The sequence below is a fragment of the Janthinobacterium sp. BCJ23 genome (assembly GCF_059617945.1).
The window spans coordinates 407,274-425,994 of record NZ_JCAQAW010000002.1 but is presented as its reverse complement, the minus strand read 5'-3'; the positions used below and the strand labels follow the sequence as shown (position 1 = coordinate 425,994).

The window sequence follows — 18,721 nt, the reverse complement described above, 5'->3', positions numbered from 1 at the left end:
CTTTTCTTTGACCCACGACAGGAGTCCATGCATGACCATCGAATTCATCTGGCAATTGCCCACCAGCGGCGATGGCCGTTACGCGGCGCCCGGCATTTCTCGCCGGGGCGAGCGAGCCGCTGGCGCGCCCAGTCCCTTACAGGCGGGCGTGAGTGACCCGCGCGGCGTGCGTCCGCCCTTCAATTATTTCGATTACCTGCACCAGATCGCCCGCGCGGCCGATCTTTCGGGCTTCGATGGCATCCAGATACGCCACGATACGCAGGGCGATGAAAGCTGGATCGTCGCTGGCTACCTGGCCCGCAGCACGCGCCACCTGAAACTGATCGCAGAATTCGACGCGGCCTGGGGTTCGGCCGTGTATGCGGCGAAGAATGCCGTTAGCTTCCAGCGCTTTACGGGCGGGCGCCTTGCCTGGCAGATCGGTCACGGCGGCGATGCGGCAGCGCGCCGGCGCCAGGGCGATACCGTGCCGGACGCCGATATTCTGCCCCGCATCGATGAATTCATCACGGTGGCGCGCGGCGTGCAAAGCACATCACCGTTCAGCTTCAAGGGCAAGTTCTTCGAGGTGCAGGACGGCGGCTTCAAGGGGCCGCTGGCGAACCACCCCGTTAACACCATCTATTTGACCGGTGAGTCGTCGGAGGCGCTGGCCCTGTCGGCGCGCCAGGCCGACGTGCACGTGTTCGATGCGGCGCCCGTGGAGGCCCTGCAGCCTTCCATCGCCAGTCTGCAAGCGCAGGCGCGCCAGCTGGGCCGCACGGTGGCGGCGGGTGTGCGCATCGACGTGCTGGCCCGTGAAACGTTCGAGGAAGCGCTGCGCGACGCGCGCCGCTACCGCAGCGGGGCAGGACTGCCTGACGATGCGCCATTCGATGCCGGTGCCGCAGCCTTCTGGCCAGGCTTTGCGCAAGCGCAGACGGGCGCCCGTGGCGCCCTGGTCGGCAGCTATGCACAGGTCAGCGCTGCGCTCGAGGCCTACGCGCAGGCGGGAATCTCTAGCTTCGTGCTGGCCGCCATCCCCCATTTCGAGGAAGCCTACCGTATCGGCGAACACGTGCTGCCGCTGGTGCGGGTGGCTTTGAACACGCAACGGCAAGCGGCCTGAATCCCCTAATTTGAAGGAGTACCACTACATGGCAATCGATTTTTTCTGGCGCATCCCCACGCATGGCGAACCGAGTTCGCACCGCGCCCGCACGCCGTTTCGCGGCGACTGGTTTCCCGGCAATGACAACCTGCGCCAGGCCGGCCTCGGTGGCGGCGGCGCCGACGGTTTTACGTATATCGACTATCTGGCGGAGATCGCCCGCGCGGCCGAGCTGTCGGGCTTCCAGGGCGGTTTGATTCCGTCTTTCCCCATGACGGATGAACCGTGGGCCATTTCCGCGCTGCTGGCGCGCGAGACGAGCACCTTCCGCTTCATGATCCCGTTCCAGCCCGGTTTTTTGAATCCCGTGGTGGCCGCGCGCATGACGGCCAGCCTGCAGCGGGCTACGGGCGGCCGCGCCCTGTACAACGTGATCACGGGCGGAGGCGGTCCGGCGCAGCTGTGGTGGGGCGATTCGGCCGGTCACGACGACCGCTACACGCGCACGACGGAATTTCTCGACGTGGTGCGCGGCGTGTGGCGCGGCGGGCCGTTTTCCTACCAGGGCAAGTTCTATCAGGTGGAAGACGCGGGCCTGGCCACACCGCTGTCGGAGCAGGATTTCCCCGAGATTTATTTTTCCGGCTCATCCGACGCGGCCCTCGGTTCCGCTTCCAAGCATGCCGATTACTACCTGACGTGGCTGGAACCGTTCGAGCAGCTGCGCGAGAAATTCGCCCGCGTGCATGAAAAGACGGCGCTCTTGGGCCGCAAGATCAAATGCGCCGTGCGCGTCGACATCGTGGCCCGCGCCACGGAAGAAGAAGCGTGGGACGAAGTGCGCAAGGGTTTTGACGCCGTGGACCCCGCCACCCTGCGCCAGTTCCTCGGCGCCGATGGCGGCGATTCCGTGGGCGCGGCGCGCCAGCGGGGCAACCGCCCGACGACCCTGAACAGCTATAAGGACTTGATCACGGCGCCGAACATCTGGTCCGGCTTCAACTTGCTGCGCGGCGGGCAGACGCAGGGCATCGTCGGCAGCTACCAGCAGGTGGCCGAACGCCTCGACGAACTGGTGCAGCTGGGTGCCGACGCCTTCATCCTGGCCAGCACGCCGCACCTGGAAGAAGCGTACCGGGTGGGCGAGGAAGTGCTGCCGCTCGTGCGCGGACACACGTCGGCACTCTTGCGCGCTGCCTGATCCTTTCCCTGTTGGCGCGACAGCAGCGTCACCGCCTGCTGTCGCGCAGGCAGCACGCGGCAGCGCCGCTGCTGCCAAATCAACAGCACTATCATGATGATAGTCTTCCTTTGAAATCAATCACTTGAGCACGATTTTGCTGCGCTGCGGCAGCGGGCATGCGCCTTGCAATACAGGTCATCACCATCTCGCGTTTTGACTTTACTCAAGGATAATTACCCATGCGCCGTTCGACTGCCCCCGCCGCCGTTTCTTCTTTCCCCTTTCATTTGACGCCGGTGCGCCGCGCGCTGCGCTCGGCCTTCGCCATCGGCGGCCTGATGCTCGCTTCCAGCATGGCCCATGCCGAAGCGCCCGGCGCCGATGCCATTGCCGCGGCCGACGCGAACGGCGGGGGCGAGGGCGCCTCCCTGCAATCGGTGACGGTGACCGCGCAGAAGCGCGAGGAATCGGCGCAGAAGGTGCCGAGCGCGATCACAGTCCTCGGTGGCAAGGAGCTGCTCGACACGGGCATCGGCCGCTCGGCCAGCGAAATCCTCAACTACGTGCCGAACGCCTCGGCCGGCACGCAGCAGCATGGCCGCCCCCGCTGGTGGATACGCGGCGTCGGCGCGGGCCAGCAGCAGATCGATTTCCCGAATCCCGTCGGCTTTTACCTCGACGACGTCTACATCAGCAATTCCAGCGCCACGGGCTTTCCCCTGTTCGACCTGGACCGGGTGGAAGTGCTGCGCGGCCCGCAAGGCACCTTGTGGGGCAAGAACACGACGGGCGGCGCCATCAACGTCATTTCGCGCAAGCCTTCGTTCAAGTCCAGTGGCTACGCCAAGCTTGACTACAGCAGCTACGACACCAAGCTGGCCGAAGGCGCCATTGGCGGCGCGCTGGTCGACGAGGTGCTGGCGGGGCGTTTGTCTTTCCACACGGAGCAGCAGGACAAGGGCCGCTTCCACAACCAGTTTACGGGCGAGCGCGATGGAAAACTCAAGGACAGCGCCATCCGCGGCCAGCTCAAGGCCCTGATCGGGCGCGACCTGACGGCGAACCTGAACCTGCATTACCGCGACTACACGACCAAGGGCGCCACGACGACGGTGGCCAGCTATGGCGCCAATGGCGTGTACCGCAATGGCTACATCCCCAGCACCAGTCCCGATGACGTGAGCACGAACGCACCGGCCGACAGCGACGTGAAACAGGGCGGCGCGCAGCTGAACCTGGAATATGCGCTGGGCGAGCTGACATTGACGTCGATCACCGGCTATGAAAATTTCAGGAACGAAGCGACGGGCGACAGCGACAACACGCCGCTGGAAGTGGGCCGCAGCCGCTCGAAGGCCAGCAGCCGGCAAGTGTCGCAGGAGCTGCGCCTGACGTCGCCGCAAAACGGCGCCGTGAGCTGGGTGGCGGGCCTGTTCTACTTCAATGAAAAGATCGATTCCGATTCGGCCGGCGCGCGCCTGCCCAACGGCACCGTGCCGGCGCTGGCGGGCAGCACCCAGCCTGTCGGCTACAACCGCACCATCTACCAGCACAAGGCGCGCAGCGCGGCCATCTTCGGCAGCACGACCGTCAACTTCAGCGAACAGTTCCTGTCCACGTTCGGCTTGCGCTGGACGACGGAAACCAAGGACCTGGACTTGCAGCGCGTGCAGGCCGCATCGAACACGGTGACGTTTGGCGATGCGGCCAGCTGGTGGAACACGGTCCGCGGCGGCAATTACGCAGCCGCCTCGGTGGCCAACAATAACTTCACGTCGAATCCTTCGACCACGTGGAACGCGCTGACCTACGACGTGACACCCGAATACCGCTTCAGCCGCACCTTGCGCGGCTACCTGAAATACGCACACGGCATCAAGTCGGGCGGCTACAACACGAGCGCCACGGACGTGAGGGCCCTGAACACGGTCAAGCCGGAAACCCTGAACTCGTTCGAGGCGGGCATCAAGTCGGAATGGCTGGACGGGCGTTTGAATTTCAACGCCAACGTTTTTCACTATGACTACAAGAACGTGCAGGTCAATATCACGGGCGTGTACAACGGCGACCCCACGCAAAGCGTCAATTACCTGCAGAACGTGCGCAAGGCCCACGTGAATGGCGCGGAATTCGAGATCGAGGCGCAGCCGACGGACAACTTGCACATCAACGCCAATATCGGCCTGCTGCGCACGGAATTCGACGATTTCGCCATCCAGAACAATGGCGGCGACCGCTCCGGCAATGAATTCGTGCGCTCGCCCCACGTGACGGCCTTGCTGGCGGCCGATTACCGCTACCCGCTGGGCAATGGCGCGCAGCTGGTCTTCAGCGGCGACGTACGCTACACGTCGAAGCAGTACTATTATGTCGACCCGCAAAACGCCGCGCGCGACCTGCTGAACCAGGGCGGCTTCGCGCTGGCCAATGCGCGCCTGTCGTATGTGCTCCCGGGCGGCAAGCACCGCATCACGGCGTATGCGAACAACCTGGCCGACAAGGTCTACCGCAACCACACCTTGACCAGCTTCGTGCCGGGCGCCGTCAACGGCGACACCGTCATCATCGGCCAGGGCCGCACGGTGGGGGCGTCCTACACGATCCAGTTCTGATGGCGATTGATTGATGTAAAAATGGCCGGCCTGGCGCAGCGGTAGGTCGGCTTAGCGCAGTGTAAGCCGACAACACCAAACTAGGCCGCCACCCTCAGCAGCGCCTCCAGCCGCCGCTGCGCTTCCTCCAGCGGCCGCCGGTCGATCCAACTCTCGATATCCACGTCGCGGTCAAGAAAACCGTGCTGCAGCTGAAAATCCTTCTGCTGGCGGAACAGCGCCACCTTTTCATCGGACAGGTCGGGCGCCAGGGTCAGATGAAAACCGTCCCGATAAGCTTCGGCCACGGCGCCGGCGCCGGCCCGCGTTTCGCCCTGCAGGATGGCCAGCACGTCGGCCTGGTGGCTGCGGGCCCAGTGCGCGGCGCGCAGCGTCTGCGTCAAAAAGCGCACGACCAGCTCGAAATGCTGTTCCAGCATGGTTTCATGTACGGTGATCGGGCGCGGCGTGCCGTTGTTCACGCGGAAGCGCCGGTCCGGCAGGGCGTCGATGTCGATCCCCACTTCCAGTCCCGCCGCGCGGGCCGCCTCGGCCGCCGCCGCGCCTTTCACGTAGACGGCATCGACTTCGCCGCGCAGCAGCGGCGCGATGCCTTGCCACAGTCCCGCGCCCAGATTGGCCGATGCCTGGGCGTCGGCTCCCACTTCCACCAGCCGTACATCATCGAGCGTGAGGCCGGTCGACGCCAGCACGCCCTTGTAGCCGGCCAGGCTCATGCCGCGCGCGATGCTGCGCCCGCGCCGGTTTTCGCGCAAGTCCTCGGCGCGGAAGACGGGCAGCGCCAGACGCTTGCCCTGCAGCTGCGCCGGCGTCGTGATGCCGGAACCGGGGCGCACGAGGATGGCTTGCCATTCATCGATCCACGTCAGGCCGATCAGGCGCGTGGGCGCCCCTTGCGCGCGCGCGGGCAGGGCCAGCAGGTTGCCGCCTTCGCGCACGAGCGTGGACAGGCCGTGGTCGTAATGGTGGCGCGCCAGTTCGCCGCCCACTTCCTGCAGGGTTTTCAAGGTGATGCCGTCGCGGGCGAATTCTTCGTCCAGCCAACCCAGTTTGTAGGCCAGGCCCGTGGCCGTGGGCACGGGGCAGCGGGTGAACCAGACGGTATCGACAGCGGAAGATGGTGCGGTAGTCATGGGATTCCTTGGTGGTGGGTGAAGCCTTGAGCCGTGCAGGAAACGTGCCCGCGCCGCTTGCTGGCTTGCCGACAGCGCGTGCGCACGCCACTGCTGCCACGCCAGCAGCGGCTGTTGCGCAGGCAGCAGCGCTCCACCATTTCCCCGGCCCTGGCGCTGGCACGCGTCTTGCAAAAGTAGAGGCATGACTGACCCGTATTCCAACCCCAAGCAAATGGAGCATGACATGACGGATGTGGCACAAGCGGAAGCACAACAAGTACAGGCACAGGAGTTGACGGCGGCCGAACTGGCCTTCGTCGAGCAGGTGCGGCGCGATGCGCAGATCGCCTTCGATGGCTTGCGCGAGACTGGCAGCCTGACGGCCAACGGCACGGTGGGCTTTGTCGAGCGCACCCCTGGCGGCGACAAGGTCGTGGTGGTCAACGATCCGGGCCCGTTCCGCCGCGGCCAGCCATTGAAGGCGGCCGTGCTGGCGCTCGATGGCACGGTGATCGTGGGTGACGCGAACAACGGCGGCGCGCGTTACTTAAAACTGTTCCGCGAACGGCCCGAGGTCACGTCTATCTCGCACGTCCACTCGCCGTCCTTGGGCGCGTGGGCGCAGACGCACCGCACGTTGCCGATCCGCTACGTGCCCGTGCAGCGCTTTCAGCTGATCCGCGAAATTCCCATCTATATCGACCGCCGCCAGCCGGAAGTCGATTTCATCCTCGGCGAAATCGCGCGCAATACGCATGCCACTGCCATCCTGGAGGCGAACGGCGGCGCCACCGTGTGGGGCAAGCAGGGCTTGCTGAAGCTGGCCGAATTCATCCTGCTGCTGGAAGAAGGCGCGCAGATACAGATCGCGGCCGAAGCCATCGGCGGTTCGCGCGATTTCGGTCCCGGCGTGCTGCTGCAGCAATGGAAGATGAGCAAGCTGATCGACACGGCGCGCGCCTTGTCGTTATTGCCCGCCACCGACCTGGTGTAACCCTTTCAAGAACAGGCCCCCGATGTCATTGAACTTCTTACGTTTGCGCTGGCGCAAGGTACTCGCTACCGCCGTGGTGGCCAGCTTGCTGGCGCCAACGATCGCGGCTGCCGCCGCGCCGTTGCCGGCCGCCGTGCGCATCGCCGTCGTGGCCCGTACGGCGCCGTCCGGTAAGACCGTGTTTGCCGGCTCGGCCGCCCAGGTGGCATCCCAAGGCTGGCTGGCGGCCGAGCTGGGCAAGCTGGGTGTGAAGCTGGAATGGGTGCCCGTCACGACCAATTCCGTGGCGACGCAAGTCAACGAAGCGTTTGCCAACCATTCGATCGACCTGGCCCAGTATGGCGATCTGCCATCGATTATCGCCAATGCCTCGGGCTTGCAGACGCGGCTGATCTTGCCCGGCGGCAGCGCCAACAATACCTATCTGGTGGTGCCGAACGGCTCCACGGCCAAGTCGATCAAGGACTTGAAGGGCAAGAAGATCGCCCTGCATCGTGGCCGGCCGTGGGAATACCCGTTCGCGCGCCTGCTGGAAGCCAATGGCATGACCCTGCGCGACGTCAAGATTCTCAACCTCAATCCGCAGGCGGGCGCGGCGGCCGTGGCCACGGGTGGCGCCGACGCCTTCTTCACCCTCAGCGACGCCTTTTTGCTCGAAGATAAAAAGGTCGGCAAGATCATCTGGGCCAGCAAGGCGCCGCCGCAGGACTGGAAGATGCGCGCCGAGCTGTGGGCCGACAGCGGTTTCCTGCAACGCTATCCGCAGCTGGCCCAGCTCGTGGTGACGGCCTATGTGCACGAGCACCACCGGGCCGCCGGCGCGGGCGGCGAAGATGAGTATGTGCGCACCGAGGCGGCTGCGGGCCAGGTGGAAAGCGTGGTGCGGCGCGAACTGGCGGGCGACCATACGCCGTGGCAGGCGCGCTGGTCGCCGTTGTTTACGGCCAGCCTGCGCCAGCATTACGTGGGCGAGGCGGCGTATGCGAAGAGCGCGGGGCTGATAGCGCGGCCCCTGCAGGTCGACAGCCTGTTCGCGCCCCAGTTCGTCAACCAGGCGCTGGCGCAGCTAAAATTGCAAACTTACTGGGCGCCATGACTTCCTTGACTATCGCCTTGCCGCGCGCCACTGCGCCAACGTGTGCGGCTTCTGTTCCCTGGCTGCGGCGCTTCGTGCGCTCGCCCTGGTCCGTGTGGGCATCGCCGCTGGTCTTGCTGCTGCTGTGGACGGCCGCCACCACCTTCGAATGGATGCCTGCGCACATCTTGATGTCGCCATGGCAAGTGCTGCTGACAGCGCGCGACCTGGCCGAGAGCGGCGAACTGGGCCAGCACCTGGGTATCAGCCTGTTCCGCCTGCTGGCCGGTTTCGGCCTGGGCGCCAGCGCGGGCCTGGCGTTTGGCGTGGTGCTGGGCTTGTCGCCTGGTTTGCGCAGCTATGTCGACCCCACCTTCAATGTCTTGCGCCAGCTGCCCACGGTGGCCCTGATCCCCCTGTTTATCTTGCTGTTCGGCATAGGCGAGAGCTTCAAGGTGTTTATCGTCGCCAAGGCCAGCTTCTTTATCGTCGCGCTGGCCGTGCATGACGCCATCCGCAACCTGTCTGCGCGCTATTTTGAAGTGGCGCAAGTGTATTGCTTCTCGCGCTGGCAGCGCATCCGCCTGATCGTCTTGCCCGCCATCGTGCCGGCCGCGCTGACGGGCATGCGCATCGCCCTGTCGCGCTCGTGGATGGTGCTGGTGGGCGCGGAATTGCTGGCCGCCGACAGCGGCCTGGGCCAGATGATGGAAATGGGCCGGCAAATGTTCCGCCTCGACGTAGTGATGGTGGGCGTGGTGCTGACGGGCGTGATCGGCTTTGGCCTGGACCGGCTCTGCCACGCGCTGGAAGTGTGGCTGATGCGCTGGAAACGCGGTGGAGAGTCCAAATGAAGCAGCGTTTAGTACTGATCATCAAGGGCGCGCTGCTGCCGCTGGCCTTGCTGGGCGCCTGGCAATGGGCGTCCGGCCAGGGTGCGGCGGCCGCCTACATTTTTGTCTCCTTGGGTGACCTGGCGCACAGCTTGCGCGATCTGGTCTTGACGGGCGAACTGTGGGTGCATTTGCGCGCCAGCCTGGGCAGGACGTTGGCCGGCCTGCTGTTGGGCGGCAGCGCCGGCATCGTCACGGGCGCGCTGATGGCGCAGTCGCCGCTGGCGGACCGGCTGATCGGCCCGCTGTTCCACAGCATCCGCCAAGTCCCGCTGCTGGGCCTGATCCCCTTGCTGGGCTTGTGGGTAGGCAATGGCGATGGCGCCAAGCTGCTGGTGATCGCCATCGCCGCCTTTTACCCGACCGTGCTCAACACGTATGCGGGCATGCGGCAGGTGGAAGGGCGCTTGCGCGAAGTGGGGCAGGTGCTGACCCTGACGCGCTGGCAGACCCTGCGCCAGATTTTGCTGCCGGGCGCCATGCCGGCCATCGTCACGGGCGTTACGCATGCGCTGGCGTTTGCCTGGCTCGCTTGCCTGGGCGGCGAACTGCTGTTTTCGGCTGGCCCCGGCATGGGTTCCTTGCTGCTCAACGGCGAAGTGTCGGGCCGCGTGGACGTCGTCCTGCTAGCCGTGCTCGTGATCGCCTTGCTGGCGCAAGCGATGAACGTGGCGTTTGCGCGCCTCGCGCGTTTGCTGGTGAAGGGGCGCAGCAGTGAGTGAATCGTTGCCATTCCAGCCAGACGCGGCCGCCAGCGCGCGCGAAGACGAGCTGCGCGCCTTCTTGCTGCGCTTCATCGGCTTGACCCTGCTGTCGGGCGTGACCATCGGCATGAACAAGGTGCTGGCCACCTTGCTGGGGTTACATCTGCACGTGAGCAATTTCCAGCTGGCTGCGATCAGCAGCGCGGAAACCCTGGCCATGGCGCTCGGTACCATTCCTGCCGGCTATATCTTGTCACGCGGCAACCCCAAGCATTTGTACGCGGGTGTGAGCCTGAGCCTGGCACTGGCCTTCTGCGTGCTGCCGTGGCTGCCCGGCTGGCAATGGGTGGCCTTGCTGATGTTCTTGGTTGGCCTGTGCATCTCGCTGCGCATTGTAGCCATGAGCACCGTGTTTCTCGTGCGCTTGCCGGAATTGGGGCAGGGCAAGGCGGGCTGGTACAAGGGCACATTGATCCTGGGCATGCAGTTCCTCGGACCCTTGTGCGGCAACTACCTGATCGCGCAGCTGGGGCTGAAGGCGGGCTTCTTCATTTCCGCCCTGATGTTCGCCATCCTGGCCGTGCTGGGCTGGCAAGTGTTGCCTGACAATACAGCACCGCGCAAGCTGGAAGGCCAGGCCTTGTTGCCCGGCGCGGCCAGCCTGCGCGAACTGCTGCGCCTGCCTGTTGTGCGCGTGACGTACCTGTTCGAAATTCTCGCCAGCTTTACGGCCTCCAGCGTGGGCGTGTTTTCCATCTTGCTGGCCATCCGCGTGCTGCACTGGCCTGCGCATCACTCCGTCTGGCTGATGGCCGTGCAGGGCTTGAGCTGCGTGCTCGTGCTGCTGTTCCTGGGGCGCTTCGTGCTGGCCAGCCGCTACCGCGAGCAAATGTATGGCGGTGCGCACCTGGCCATCATGGCCGCCTTGCTGATCCTCGGTCTGTGGCCGAACAGCATTGCCTACCTGGCGGCCTCCATACTGCTGGGCCTGGGCTTGGGCGTGAATAACCTCGTCAACACGGACAATATCGCCCGCGCGCCCGTCGACAAGGCCAGGGTCTCGGCCCACTTGACCCTGTTCGGTATGGTGGGCGGCACGGCTGGCGCGCTGGCTGCGGGCCGCCTGGCCGACCTGACGGGCTTGCGCAATGTGTTCCTGATCTGGCTGGCTCCGTGGCTGGCCGCCTGGCTGGTTTTCCACGGCAGCCGCTGGCTGCGCCGGGCGCCGCCCGCCGCCATTCCTTCCCTCGCCCCCACCGCAGAGAGTGCGCCATGAATGATTTTGTTTCCCCCTCGGCCTTGTCGCCGCAACAGCAGCATCTGAGCGGCGGCTTGCAAGTGCAGCACGTGAGCAAGTCGTTTTCGCTGAAAGGTGCGCCGCTGCCCGTGCTCGACGATATTTCGCTGACCATCGCCCCGGGCGAATTCGTCGCCATCGTGGGCGCGTCCGGTTGCGGCAAGTCCACCTTGCTGCGCCTGCTGGCGGGCCTGGATACGGATTACACGGGCTTGCTGCTGCACGATGGCGTGCCGATCCGTGGCACGGATCTGCACCGGGGCCTCGTGTTCCAGGATCACCGCCTGTTTCCCTGGCTGACGGTGCAGCAGAACGTGGCCGTGGCCTTCAGCAATACCAAGGTGCCGCTGGCCGAGCGCGCATCGCGCGTGGCGGCGGAAATTGCGCGCGTGGGCCTCGATGGCTATGCGGATGCCTATCCGCATCAGTTATCGGGCGGCATGTCGCAACGGGCAGCCATCGCCCGCGCCCTGGTGGGGCGGCCCGACGTGCTGCTGCTGGACGAGCCGCTCGGTGCGCTCGACGCGTTGACGCGCTTGCGCTTGCAGCAGGAATTGCGCCGATTGTGGCAGGACGAGGGCATCACCATGGTGATGGTCACGCATGACATCGATGAAGCCGTCTACCTGGCCGACCGCATCGTCGTGCTCGATGCGCGTCCCGGCAAGGTGCGCCGGGTGCAGGACGTGCCGCTGGCTCACCCGCGCCAGCGCGGTTCGCCCGGTTTTGTGTCCATCCGCGATGGCTTGCATGCGGATTTCAGCGACCTCGACGAATCGCATGCGCCGGTGGCGCAGGAAGAACACCCCAGCAGCTTGTGGGATGGCAATGAATGGGCGCGCAGGATGGCGCTGTAGTTCCCTTTTTGACTGGTCCACCCACTCTGGAGATATAAGATGAGCAATGAAAATCAAGTAGAAAAGCAAGCACTCGACACCCTGTGGTACACGCGCTGCCCCGTTCCCACTGGCCTGGGGATAGCCTTGCAACAAGGCTGGCTGGAAGAAGCGTTGCGCGCCGAAGGCACCAGCTTGCGCTCGCTGCGCGAATCGGACCAGGAAGCCGTGCGCGAATCGCATTTTGACCATACCTTGCAAAATTCCGTGCGTCACGGTGGCAACATTCCCGCCCTGTGGGCGCGCGCGGCGGGACGCGAGACGCGCGTGATCGGACTGTCGTGGTCGGACGAGACGCAGCTGATATTGACCCTGCCCGACAGCGGCATCCAGACCGTGCGCGACTTGAAGGGGCGGCGCTTCGGCTTGCCATTATGGGCCAAGGCGCAGATCGACTTTGCGCGCGCGCAAGCCTTGCGTGGGCTGGAAAACGCGCTGAGCCTGGAAGGGCTGGCGGTTGCCGACGTGGAACTGGTCGATTATGTGGTCAACACGGGCCAGAGCGAAACGGCGCCGGAGAAGGGCGCGGCAACGAATCTGTTCAGCGGTACGCGGCGCGGCGGCCAAAGCCCCGAACTGCTGGGGCTGCTGCGGGGCGAGGTGGACGCCATCTTCCTGAAAGGCGCGTCTGCCGCGCAGCTGGCGCAGCAATTCGGCTTGCACACGGTGATCGACACGGGCATCCATCCGGAACCCTTGATCCGCGCCAACAACGGCACGCCGCGCACCTTGAGCGTCGATGCGCACCTGCTCGACAGGCATTTCAATTCCGCCGTGACCCTGGTCGACCAGGTGCTGCGGGCGGAAGCGTGGGCGCGCGGCCATGCGGACGAGACGCGGCGTTTCCTCGCGCGCGAATCGAATGCCAGCGAGCACTGGGTGCAAGTGGCGTACGGCAAGGATGCCCATCTGCGGCTGGACACGGACCTGGCGGAAACGTCGGTCGCCGGCTTGCAGGATTTCAGCGACTTTTTGTTCCGCTGGAATTTCCTGCCCAGCAAGGTCGACGTGCGCGCCTGGATCGATCCCCGTCCTTTCGAGGCGGCGCTGGCGCAGACGCGCCGTGCGGCCTGAGCGGGAAGCACGTCAACAGTGGCCATGTTCGATGATGAGGAGAATGCGATGCGGCGACGCACGGTGATGGGCGGGCTGGCCTTGCTGCCCCTGGCGGGGCAGGCGGTGTCGGCGGTGTCGGCAGCGAAAGGGGCGGGGGCGCCGCCGGCGGCCCTGCGCATCGCCTCGACGGGCTTTGCGGAAAACGGCAAGGCGCAGCTGGGCGGCATCGCTTACCGGGTACAGCAAGAAGGTTGGCTGGCGCGCGAACTGAAGCAGCGGGGCGTGCGGCTGGAATGGCTGCCCGTCACGGGCGACACGGGCGCGACCATGAATGAAGCGTTCGCCAGTGGGCGCATCGACATGGCGGCGTACGGCGACTTGCCGTCCGTCATCCTCAACGCGGGCGGCGTGCGCACGCAGGTGATCGTGCCGGCGGGGCGGGGCACGGACCAGTTCCTGCTGGTGCCCAGCGGTTCGCGCGCGACGTCCCTAGCCGAGCTGAAGGGCAAGCGCATCAGTGTGCACCGGGGCCGGCCATGGGAACTGGGCTTGCGCCAGCTGATCGCCGACCAGCGCATGTCACCCACGGATTTTCGTTTGATCAATATGGACTTGAAACCGGGCACGGCCGCGCTGGCCACGGGCGCCGTCGATGCCTTGTTCATGATCAATGGCTATCCGCTGGAAGACAAGGGCATCGGCCGCATCATCTGGTCCAGCAAGGGGCTGCCGGAACGCAAGATGCGGGCGGAGCTGTGGGCGCGGCGCGACTTTACGCAAGCCCATCCCGATATCGCCGAACTGGTGGCCACGGCCTGGCTGCGGGCCCAGCACTGGGCTGCGCTCGATGGCAACCGCGAAGCGATCATCAAGGATGGCACGCGCAACGGCACGCCCGACAGCGTGGTGCGGCGCAGCTACGACGATCCGGGCTTGCAGTGGAAGGAGCGCTGGTCGCCCCTGTACGACGACGCCGTGTACCGCCATTACCGCCGGGTGCTGGCGTTTGCGCAGGAACAAAAGCTGATCCGCCAGCCTTTGACGGCGGAAGAATTGCTGGAACCGCGTTTTGTCGCTGCAGGACTTAAAAAGCTGGGGCTGGCCAATTACTGGGAGCCGGCCAAGGTGTAGTGCGGCCGTGGGGCGTGGTTCAGTGCGGCAAGCACACGCGTCCCGCCACATTGATCACGTCGTCGCCCGCATGCGCGCGCAGTTGCAGCAGCATCAGGGCCACGCCCAGCATCAGCGCCGCGGCGCAGAGTTTCTTGTGCATCGTCTTTTCCGTTTCTACGTTCGCTGAAGGTTTGCCGTCATATTATTGCCGAAATTCAGCGTGCGGGCTGAGCATGTGCCAGGCGTGCTTTACAATTATGCATCTGCGCATCCGCGCCATCCGAATTCTATGCATAGTATGTGAAGGGAATGACAAGCCTGTGACTTCCAAGCCGATCAAGATCGCCGCCACCGTCGTCGTGGCGCTCGCCGCTGGGGCCGGCATTTACACGTTTACCCGCCCAGCCGCCACCGCCACGCCAGGCGCCCCGGCCTCGGGCACCCCGGCCGCCGCGCCCCAGTCCACCGTCGATACGGCCGCCGTGGCCAGCCAGTTCCGCGACTTGCTGGGCAATTTCCGCAAGATCATCGTGCTGCTGGCCGACGAGCAAAGCTTGCCCGAAGGCGCGCGCGACGAAGCCCGCAAGGTGGGGCAGGCGCTGTTCCATGAAAACCAGGAACGCATCGCCAAGCTCGATGCCGCGCTCGACCAACTGACGGCGCCCACCAATCCGGGCCGTTTCGAGGCGCTCGACGGTTTATTGACGTATATCGAGTCCGATCCGGGCCTGTACGACGCGGACCGCCTGGCGTTCCGCGAACTGCTGCAAAGCATGCTGGCCGACGTGGCCAAGGATTCGTCCTTGCCGGCGATCAAGCTGCACAAGCGTATTTCCGAAGACCTCGATGCGCTGGGCGAGATCGAGCGCAATTACGAAAAGGAAATCCGGCAGATCTTCGGCAACCTGGGCCAGCGCGCCATCGAGCTCAAGCGAGAACGGTGGGACGATTACGTGGCGCAGCTGAAAAAACTCTACAGCCGCGAGCAGATTTTGAAGGAAAACGGCATCGTCGTGCCTTACACCGTGCCACCGGCCGGTTCCATTCCGGAAGCCAAGCCGGCGCCAAAAAAAGATGAGGCGGAAATCTTTGGCCTCGGTTTGCCGAAGAAAACCATCGTGCTGACCTTTGACGATGGCCCGCACCGTCGCTACACGGAAGAAATCAGCGCCATTTTGAAACAATATGGCGTGCCGGCCGTGTTCTTCAACGTGGGCCGCAACTTGGGCAGCCTGGACGCGGAAGGCCACGCCAAGCTGAACGCGGGCGCGGAAGTGAGCCGCAAGCTGATGAAAGAGGGCTATGCCGTGGGCAACCACAGTTTCAGCCACGCACAGTTATCCAAGCAGACTGGCGACAAGCTGAAAGGCGAAATCCTCGGCACCGACACTTTATTGAAAGCCATCAGCCCCGAGCGGGCCGCGCTGTTCCGCTTTCCGTATGGCGCGCGCAACAGCGAAGGCATGGCCGCGCTGGCCGATGCGCATTTGAAATCCGTGATGTGGAATATCGATTCCCTGGACTGGGCCGATCCCGTGCCTAGTTCCATCACGAACCGGGTGCTGGCGTCCGTCGACAAGGCGGGACGCGGCATCATCTTGTTCCACGACATCCACGAACGCACGGTCAAAGCCTTGCCGGCTGTGCTCGACAAGCTGATCGCCGAAGGCTATCAATTCGCAGGCTGGGATGGCACGAGCTTCCAGGTGGCGAAAAGCACGGCGCCCGCGCCGGAAAAAGTGCCCGTCACCACCGGTTACGCCAATTCCTGGGCCGTCGTGATCGGCATCGACGATTATGCGAAATGGCCGAAATTGCAATATGCGGTGCGCGACGCGCAAGGCATTCGCGAAACCCTGATCGAAAAGTTTGCGTTCGCGCCCGAGCGTGTCGTCACCCTGAAGAATGGCGAAGCGACGCGCAACAACATCCTGGCCGCCTTCCATGACAAGCTGGCCCATGGCGGCGTGCAAAAGAATGACCGTATCTTCGTCTTCTTCGCCGGCCACGGCGCCACGCGCAAGTTGAGCTCGGGGCGCGACCTCGGCTATATCGTGCCTGTCGATTCCGACCCGGCGCAGTTCGCCACGGATGCGATCCCGATGACGGAAATCCAGAATATCGCGGAGTCCCTGACGGCCAAGCACGCTTTCTTCGTCATGGACGCCTGCTATAGCGGCCTGGGCCTGACGCGTGGCGCCGGTTCCAGCTCCTTCCTGCGCGACAACGCCAAGCGCATCGGCCGGCAAATGCTGACGGCCGGCGGCGGCGATCAGCTCGTGGCCGATGGCGGGCCGAACGGCCACTCTGTGTTCACGTGGACCCTGCTGCAAGGTTTGGCGGGCAAGGGCGACCTGAACGGCGACGGCCTGATCACGGCGACGGAACTGGCGGCCTACGTGGCGCCGGCCGTGTCCAGCGTATCGAACCAGACGCCCGCGTTTGGCAGCTTGCCCGGTTCGGAAGGGGGCGATTTCGTCTTCGAATTGCCAGGCGAGACGGAATTCCTCAGCCCGAACACGACGCAGCTGTCGACGGAAGCCATTGCCCTGAACAGCAAGCTCGACGCCAAGCCGGCGGCGGCCAGCGTGACGGTCAAGGATTTGCAGGGCGGCGAACAGAAGATCGTCACGCCGGGCGCCGTGCCGAGCTCGACGCGCCAGCTGGCGCAGCGAGCCAACGACCGTGGCTTGCAGCTGTACAAGGAGAAACAGTATGCGGCGGCGGAAGCGCAATTTACGGAAGCGCTGAAATTGCGTCCCGATTTCGCGCTGGCGGCCAACAACCTGGGCTTTGTTTTCTACAAGCAGGAAAAATACCGCGAAGCGGCCCGCTGGTTTGAAAACACGGTCAAGATGGACCCGTCGCGCGCCATTGCCTATCTGAACCTGGGCGACGCGTATGCCAAGGCTGGCGATGCGGCCAAGGCCAAAGCCGCCTATAAAACCTATCTGGAATTGGCGCCGACGGCGGCGACGGCGCCGGCCGTGCGGCAAAAGATGGAGAAGCTGTAGTTGGCCACTACTTTGCCCATCGTCCACGTGTTTGCCGGCAGCGGCCGTTTCCCCAGCTGGGAAGCGCTGCAGGCATATTTGTCGCCCACGTACACGGAAGATGGCGATGCCGTGCCATCGCCATTCATCCTCGAAACGGGCCTCACGTGTTATGAGCCGGCCTGTTTTGAAAGCGCCATGCTGGCGTCGCCAGTGCCGCTGGCGCAGTTGCTCGATGGCGTGTCGTATCCCGACAGCTGGCTGGCGCAGGCGTGCGCGGACGCGGATGGGCAGGGCTTGCTGGCCGACACGGCCGTCTGCGTGTTTGCGCCGAATCAGCTGGCGCACCCGCAGCGCAGTTCGCTCCATTACGTGGGCAGCTACGCCTACGCCGGTGGTTGAACACCATCCTCGCGTTGCTCATGCAGTAACTTGTTGATTGCCGCCAGCAGGCTGGTGCCCGAGGTGGTGATGAAACGGGCACCGGCCGCCTGCGCTTCCGTGCCGTAGCTGGCGACCGTATCCTTGCTGCAATACACGACGATGGGCAGTTCCGGCAAGGTCTGGCGCACTTCGCGCACCGTGCGCACGCCCGCATCCTTGATGCGCCGGCGGTTTTCCACCCTTGCCATGTCCGTGATCAGCAGCGCATACGGTTTCTGTTGCAGCATGGCCAGTGCCTGGCGCGTCGACACGGCCTGGTCCACCTTGATGTTTTCCCGTTCCAGCTGTTCCACCAGCAAGGTATTGTTGCGCGGATGGTCGTCCAGCCACAGCACCAGGCTGGACGGCTTTTGCCCCGTCGGCACGCCGGCCAGGGCCGTGACTGGCGCGCCGCCATCGGACGGGTAGGCCAGCAGCAGCTGCGTGACGGCTTCCTGCATGTCGTCGAGCGACTTTTGCTGCAAGCGGCTCAGTTCCGTCACCTCGATTTCCTTGCCGCTCTCCAGGCGCACGGATTCGTTCTTGACCATGCTGTCGGCCCGCTTGATCATGATGGACAGGTAGATGCGTGTAAGCAGGTAGCCGATCAGGAAACCATGCACGGAAAAGAACAGCATGATGCCGCCGACCACCGCCATCGCCGTGGCCGTATCCGTGGCCAGGCTGGGCGCGATAAAGGCGGCCATGCTGCGTGCGCTGCCGGGTAGGCTTTTGAGTTCGATCAAGCCCACGCCGACGATGATTTTCGTCAGCCAGTCCGACACTTCCACCAGATTCGAATTGATTTCCATGGGCGTGGGCGTGCCCAGGAACAGCGTATTGCTGGGGGCGGCGGCGGCCGTGTCGGTCCCTGCGGCCGGTGGCTCGTCCGTAGGACGGCTCTTGCCATTGTTCCGCTCGTCGGGAGGGGCGGCGCTGACGGTGCCAGAGGGCAGGCTGCGCGGGATGCCGAACAAAAAGCCCAGCAGCATGCCGCTGACGCAAAAGCCCAGGCTCCACAGCAGGGCCGGCACGGCCTGGTAGTAGGGCGGCAGCAGGGCGCCCGCCGTCACGGCCAGCAAGCCCGCCAGCAGGATGAACAGCAGGATGTAGGGGAGCGCATCGCGCTTGCGTACGGCCGCGGCGGCGGTTTTCGTTGCCTTGCCGGCACTGTCGCTCAGTTCCACGGTCGCTCCTTGAAAAATGCTGAATCCAAACAAGCAGCCGGCCGCGTATATATCCGGTAGGCTAGACCAAGCCCTGGACCCATACTG

16 protein-coding genes are annotated in these 18,721 nt (G+C 64.7%); 13 read left to right on the top strand and 3 right to left on the bottom strand.

Annotated features, from left to right (window positions below):
- The first annotated feature begins 31 nt into the window (after window positions 1–31).
- The 3 genes from AC54AG_RS08030 to AC54AG_RS08020 all read left to right on the top strand — a co-directional run bounded on the left by AC54AG_RS08030 (window position 32) and on the right by AC54AG_RS08020 (window position 4,888).
- The gene (locus tag AC54AG_RS08030; RefSeq protein WP_496629967.1) at window positions 32–1,111 is read left to right on the top strand and encodes an LLM class flavin-dependent oxidoreductase; all 1,080 of its coding nucleotides are present in this window, start codon (window positions 32–34) and stop codon (window positions 1,109–1,111) included.
- Between the two features lie 28 nt (window positions 1,112–1,139).
- Window positions 1,140–2,294, top strand: coding sequence for an LLM class flavin-dependent oxidoreductase (locus AC54AG_RS08025; protein WP_034755824.1), 1,155 nt, complete (start codon window positions 1,140–1,142; stop codon window positions 2,292–2,294).
- 221 nt (window positions 2,295–2,515) lie between these two features.
- On the top strand, window positions 2,516–4,888 hold the full coding sequence (locus AC54AG_RS08020; protein WP_331776458.1) for a TonB-dependent receptor: 2,373 nt from the start codon (window positions 2,516–2,518) through the stop codon (window positions 4,886–4,888).
- 80 nt (window positions 4,889–4,968) lie between these two features.
- Here the strand turns inward: AC54AG_RS08020 and AC54AG_RS08015 are convergent, their stop codons facing one another.
- Window positions 4,969–6,021: an ABC transporter substrate-binding protein gene (locus tag AC54AG_RS08015; RefSeq protein ID WP_331776459.1), complete on the bottom strand. Its 1,053-nt coding sequence runs from the start codon at window positions 6,019–6,021 to the stop codon at window positions 4,969–4,971.
- 184 nt (window positions 6,022–6,205) lie between these two features.
- Between AC54AG_RS08015 and AC54AG_RS08010 the strand changes: the two genes are divergently transcribed.
- Genes AC54AG_RS08010 through AC54AG_RS07975 form a run of 8 tightly spaced genes read left to right on the top strand, consistent with a single transcriptional unit; the run spans window position 6,206 to window position 14,049 of the window.
- The gene (locus AC54AG_RS08010; protein ID WP_496629966.1) at window positions 6,206–6,997 is read left to right on the top strand and encodes a class II aldolase/adducin family protein; all 792 of its coding nucleotides are present in this window, start codon (window positions 6,206–6,208) and stop codon (window positions 6,995–6,997) included.
- Between the two features lie 22 nt (window positions 6,998–7,019).
- A complete protein-coding gene (locus AC54AG_RS08005; protein ID WP_331776460.1) occupies window positions 7,020–8,093 on the top strand; it encodes an ABC transporter substrate-binding protein in 1,074 nt (357 codons plus the stop codon).
- Entirely contained in the window at window positions 8,090–8,926 is an 837-nt protein-coding gene (locus tag AC54AG_RS08000; RefSeq protein ID WP_331776461.1) for an ABC transporter permease, read from the top strand. The genes AC54AG_RS08005 and AC54AG_RS08000 overlap by 4 nt, the downstream gene beginning before the upstream one ends.
- Window positions 8,923–9,687 (top strand): ABC transporter permease, encoded by a 765-nt coding sequence (locus tag AC54AG_RS07995; RefSeq protein ID WP_496629965.1) that lies wholly within the window; start codon window positions 8,923–8,925, stop codon window positions 9,685–9,687. Before AC54AG_RS08000 ends, AC54AG_RS07995 begins: the two co-directional genes overlap by 4 nt.
- Window positions 9,680–10,945, top strand: a complete 1,266-nt coding sequence (locus AC54AG_RS07990; RefSeq protein ID WP_496629964.1) for an MFS transporter — start codon at window positions 9,680–9,682, stop codon at window positions 10,943–10,945. Before AC54AG_RS07995 ends, AC54AG_RS07990 begins: the two co-directional genes overlap by 8 nt.
- Window positions 10,942–11,823, top strand: coding sequence for an ABC transporter ATP-binding protein (locus tag AC54AG_RS07985; protein WP_496629963.1), 882 nt, complete (start codon window positions 10,942–10,944; stop codon window positions 11,821–11,823). The genes AC54AG_RS07990 and AC54AG_RS07985 overlap by 4 nt, the downstream gene beginning before the upstream one ends.
- A 39-nt stretch (window positions 11,824–11,862) precedes the next feature.
- On the top strand, window positions 11,863–12,936 hold the full coding sequence (locus AC54AG_RS07980; RefSeq protein WP_496629962.1) for an ABC transporter substrate-binding protein: 1,074 nt from the start codon (window positions 11,863–11,865) through the stop codon (window positions 12,934–12,936).
- Window positions 12,937–12,984: 48 nt separating this feature from the next.
- Complete coding sequence (locus tag AC54AG_RS07975; RefSeq protein ID WP_456130787.1) at window positions 12,985–14,049, top strand: ABC transporter substrate-binding protein; 1,065 nt, start codon at window positions 12,985–12,987, stop codon at window positions 14,047–14,049.
- Between the two features lie 19 nt (window positions 14,050–14,068).
- On the opposite strand, the gene AC54AG_RS07970 is transcribed toward AC54AG_RS07975, so the two are convergent.
- A complete protein-coding gene (locus AC54AG_RS07970) occupies window positions 14,069–14,191 on the bottom strand; it encodes a hypothetical protein (RefSeq protein WP_255206395.1) in 123 nt (40 codons plus the stop codon).
- A gap of 160 nt (window positions 14,192–14,351) precedes the next feature.
- Between AC54AG_RS07970 and AC54AG_RS07965 the strand changes: the two genes are divergently transcribed.
- Window positions 14,352–17,045, top strand: a complete 2,694-nt coding sequence (locus AC54AG_RS07965; RefSeq protein WP_496629961.1) for a polysaccharide deacetylase family protein — start codon at window positions 14,352–14,354, stop codon at window positions 17,043–17,045.
- Entirely contained in the window at window positions 17,046–17,426 is a 381-nt protein-coding gene (locus AC54AG_RS07960; RefSeq protein WP_496629960.1) for an immunity 22 family protein, read from the top strand.
- Here AC54AG_RS07960 and AC54AG_RS07955 read toward each other — a convergent pair.
- Entirely contained in the window at window positions 17,411–18,634 is a 1,224-nt protein-coding gene (locus AC54AG_RS07955) for a response regulator (protein WP_496629959.1), read from the bottom strand. The two genes, AC54AG_RS07960 and AC54AG_RS07955, sit on opposite strands and share 16 nt — an antisense overlap.
- Between the last annotated feature and the right edge of the window lie 87 nt (window positions 18,635–18,721).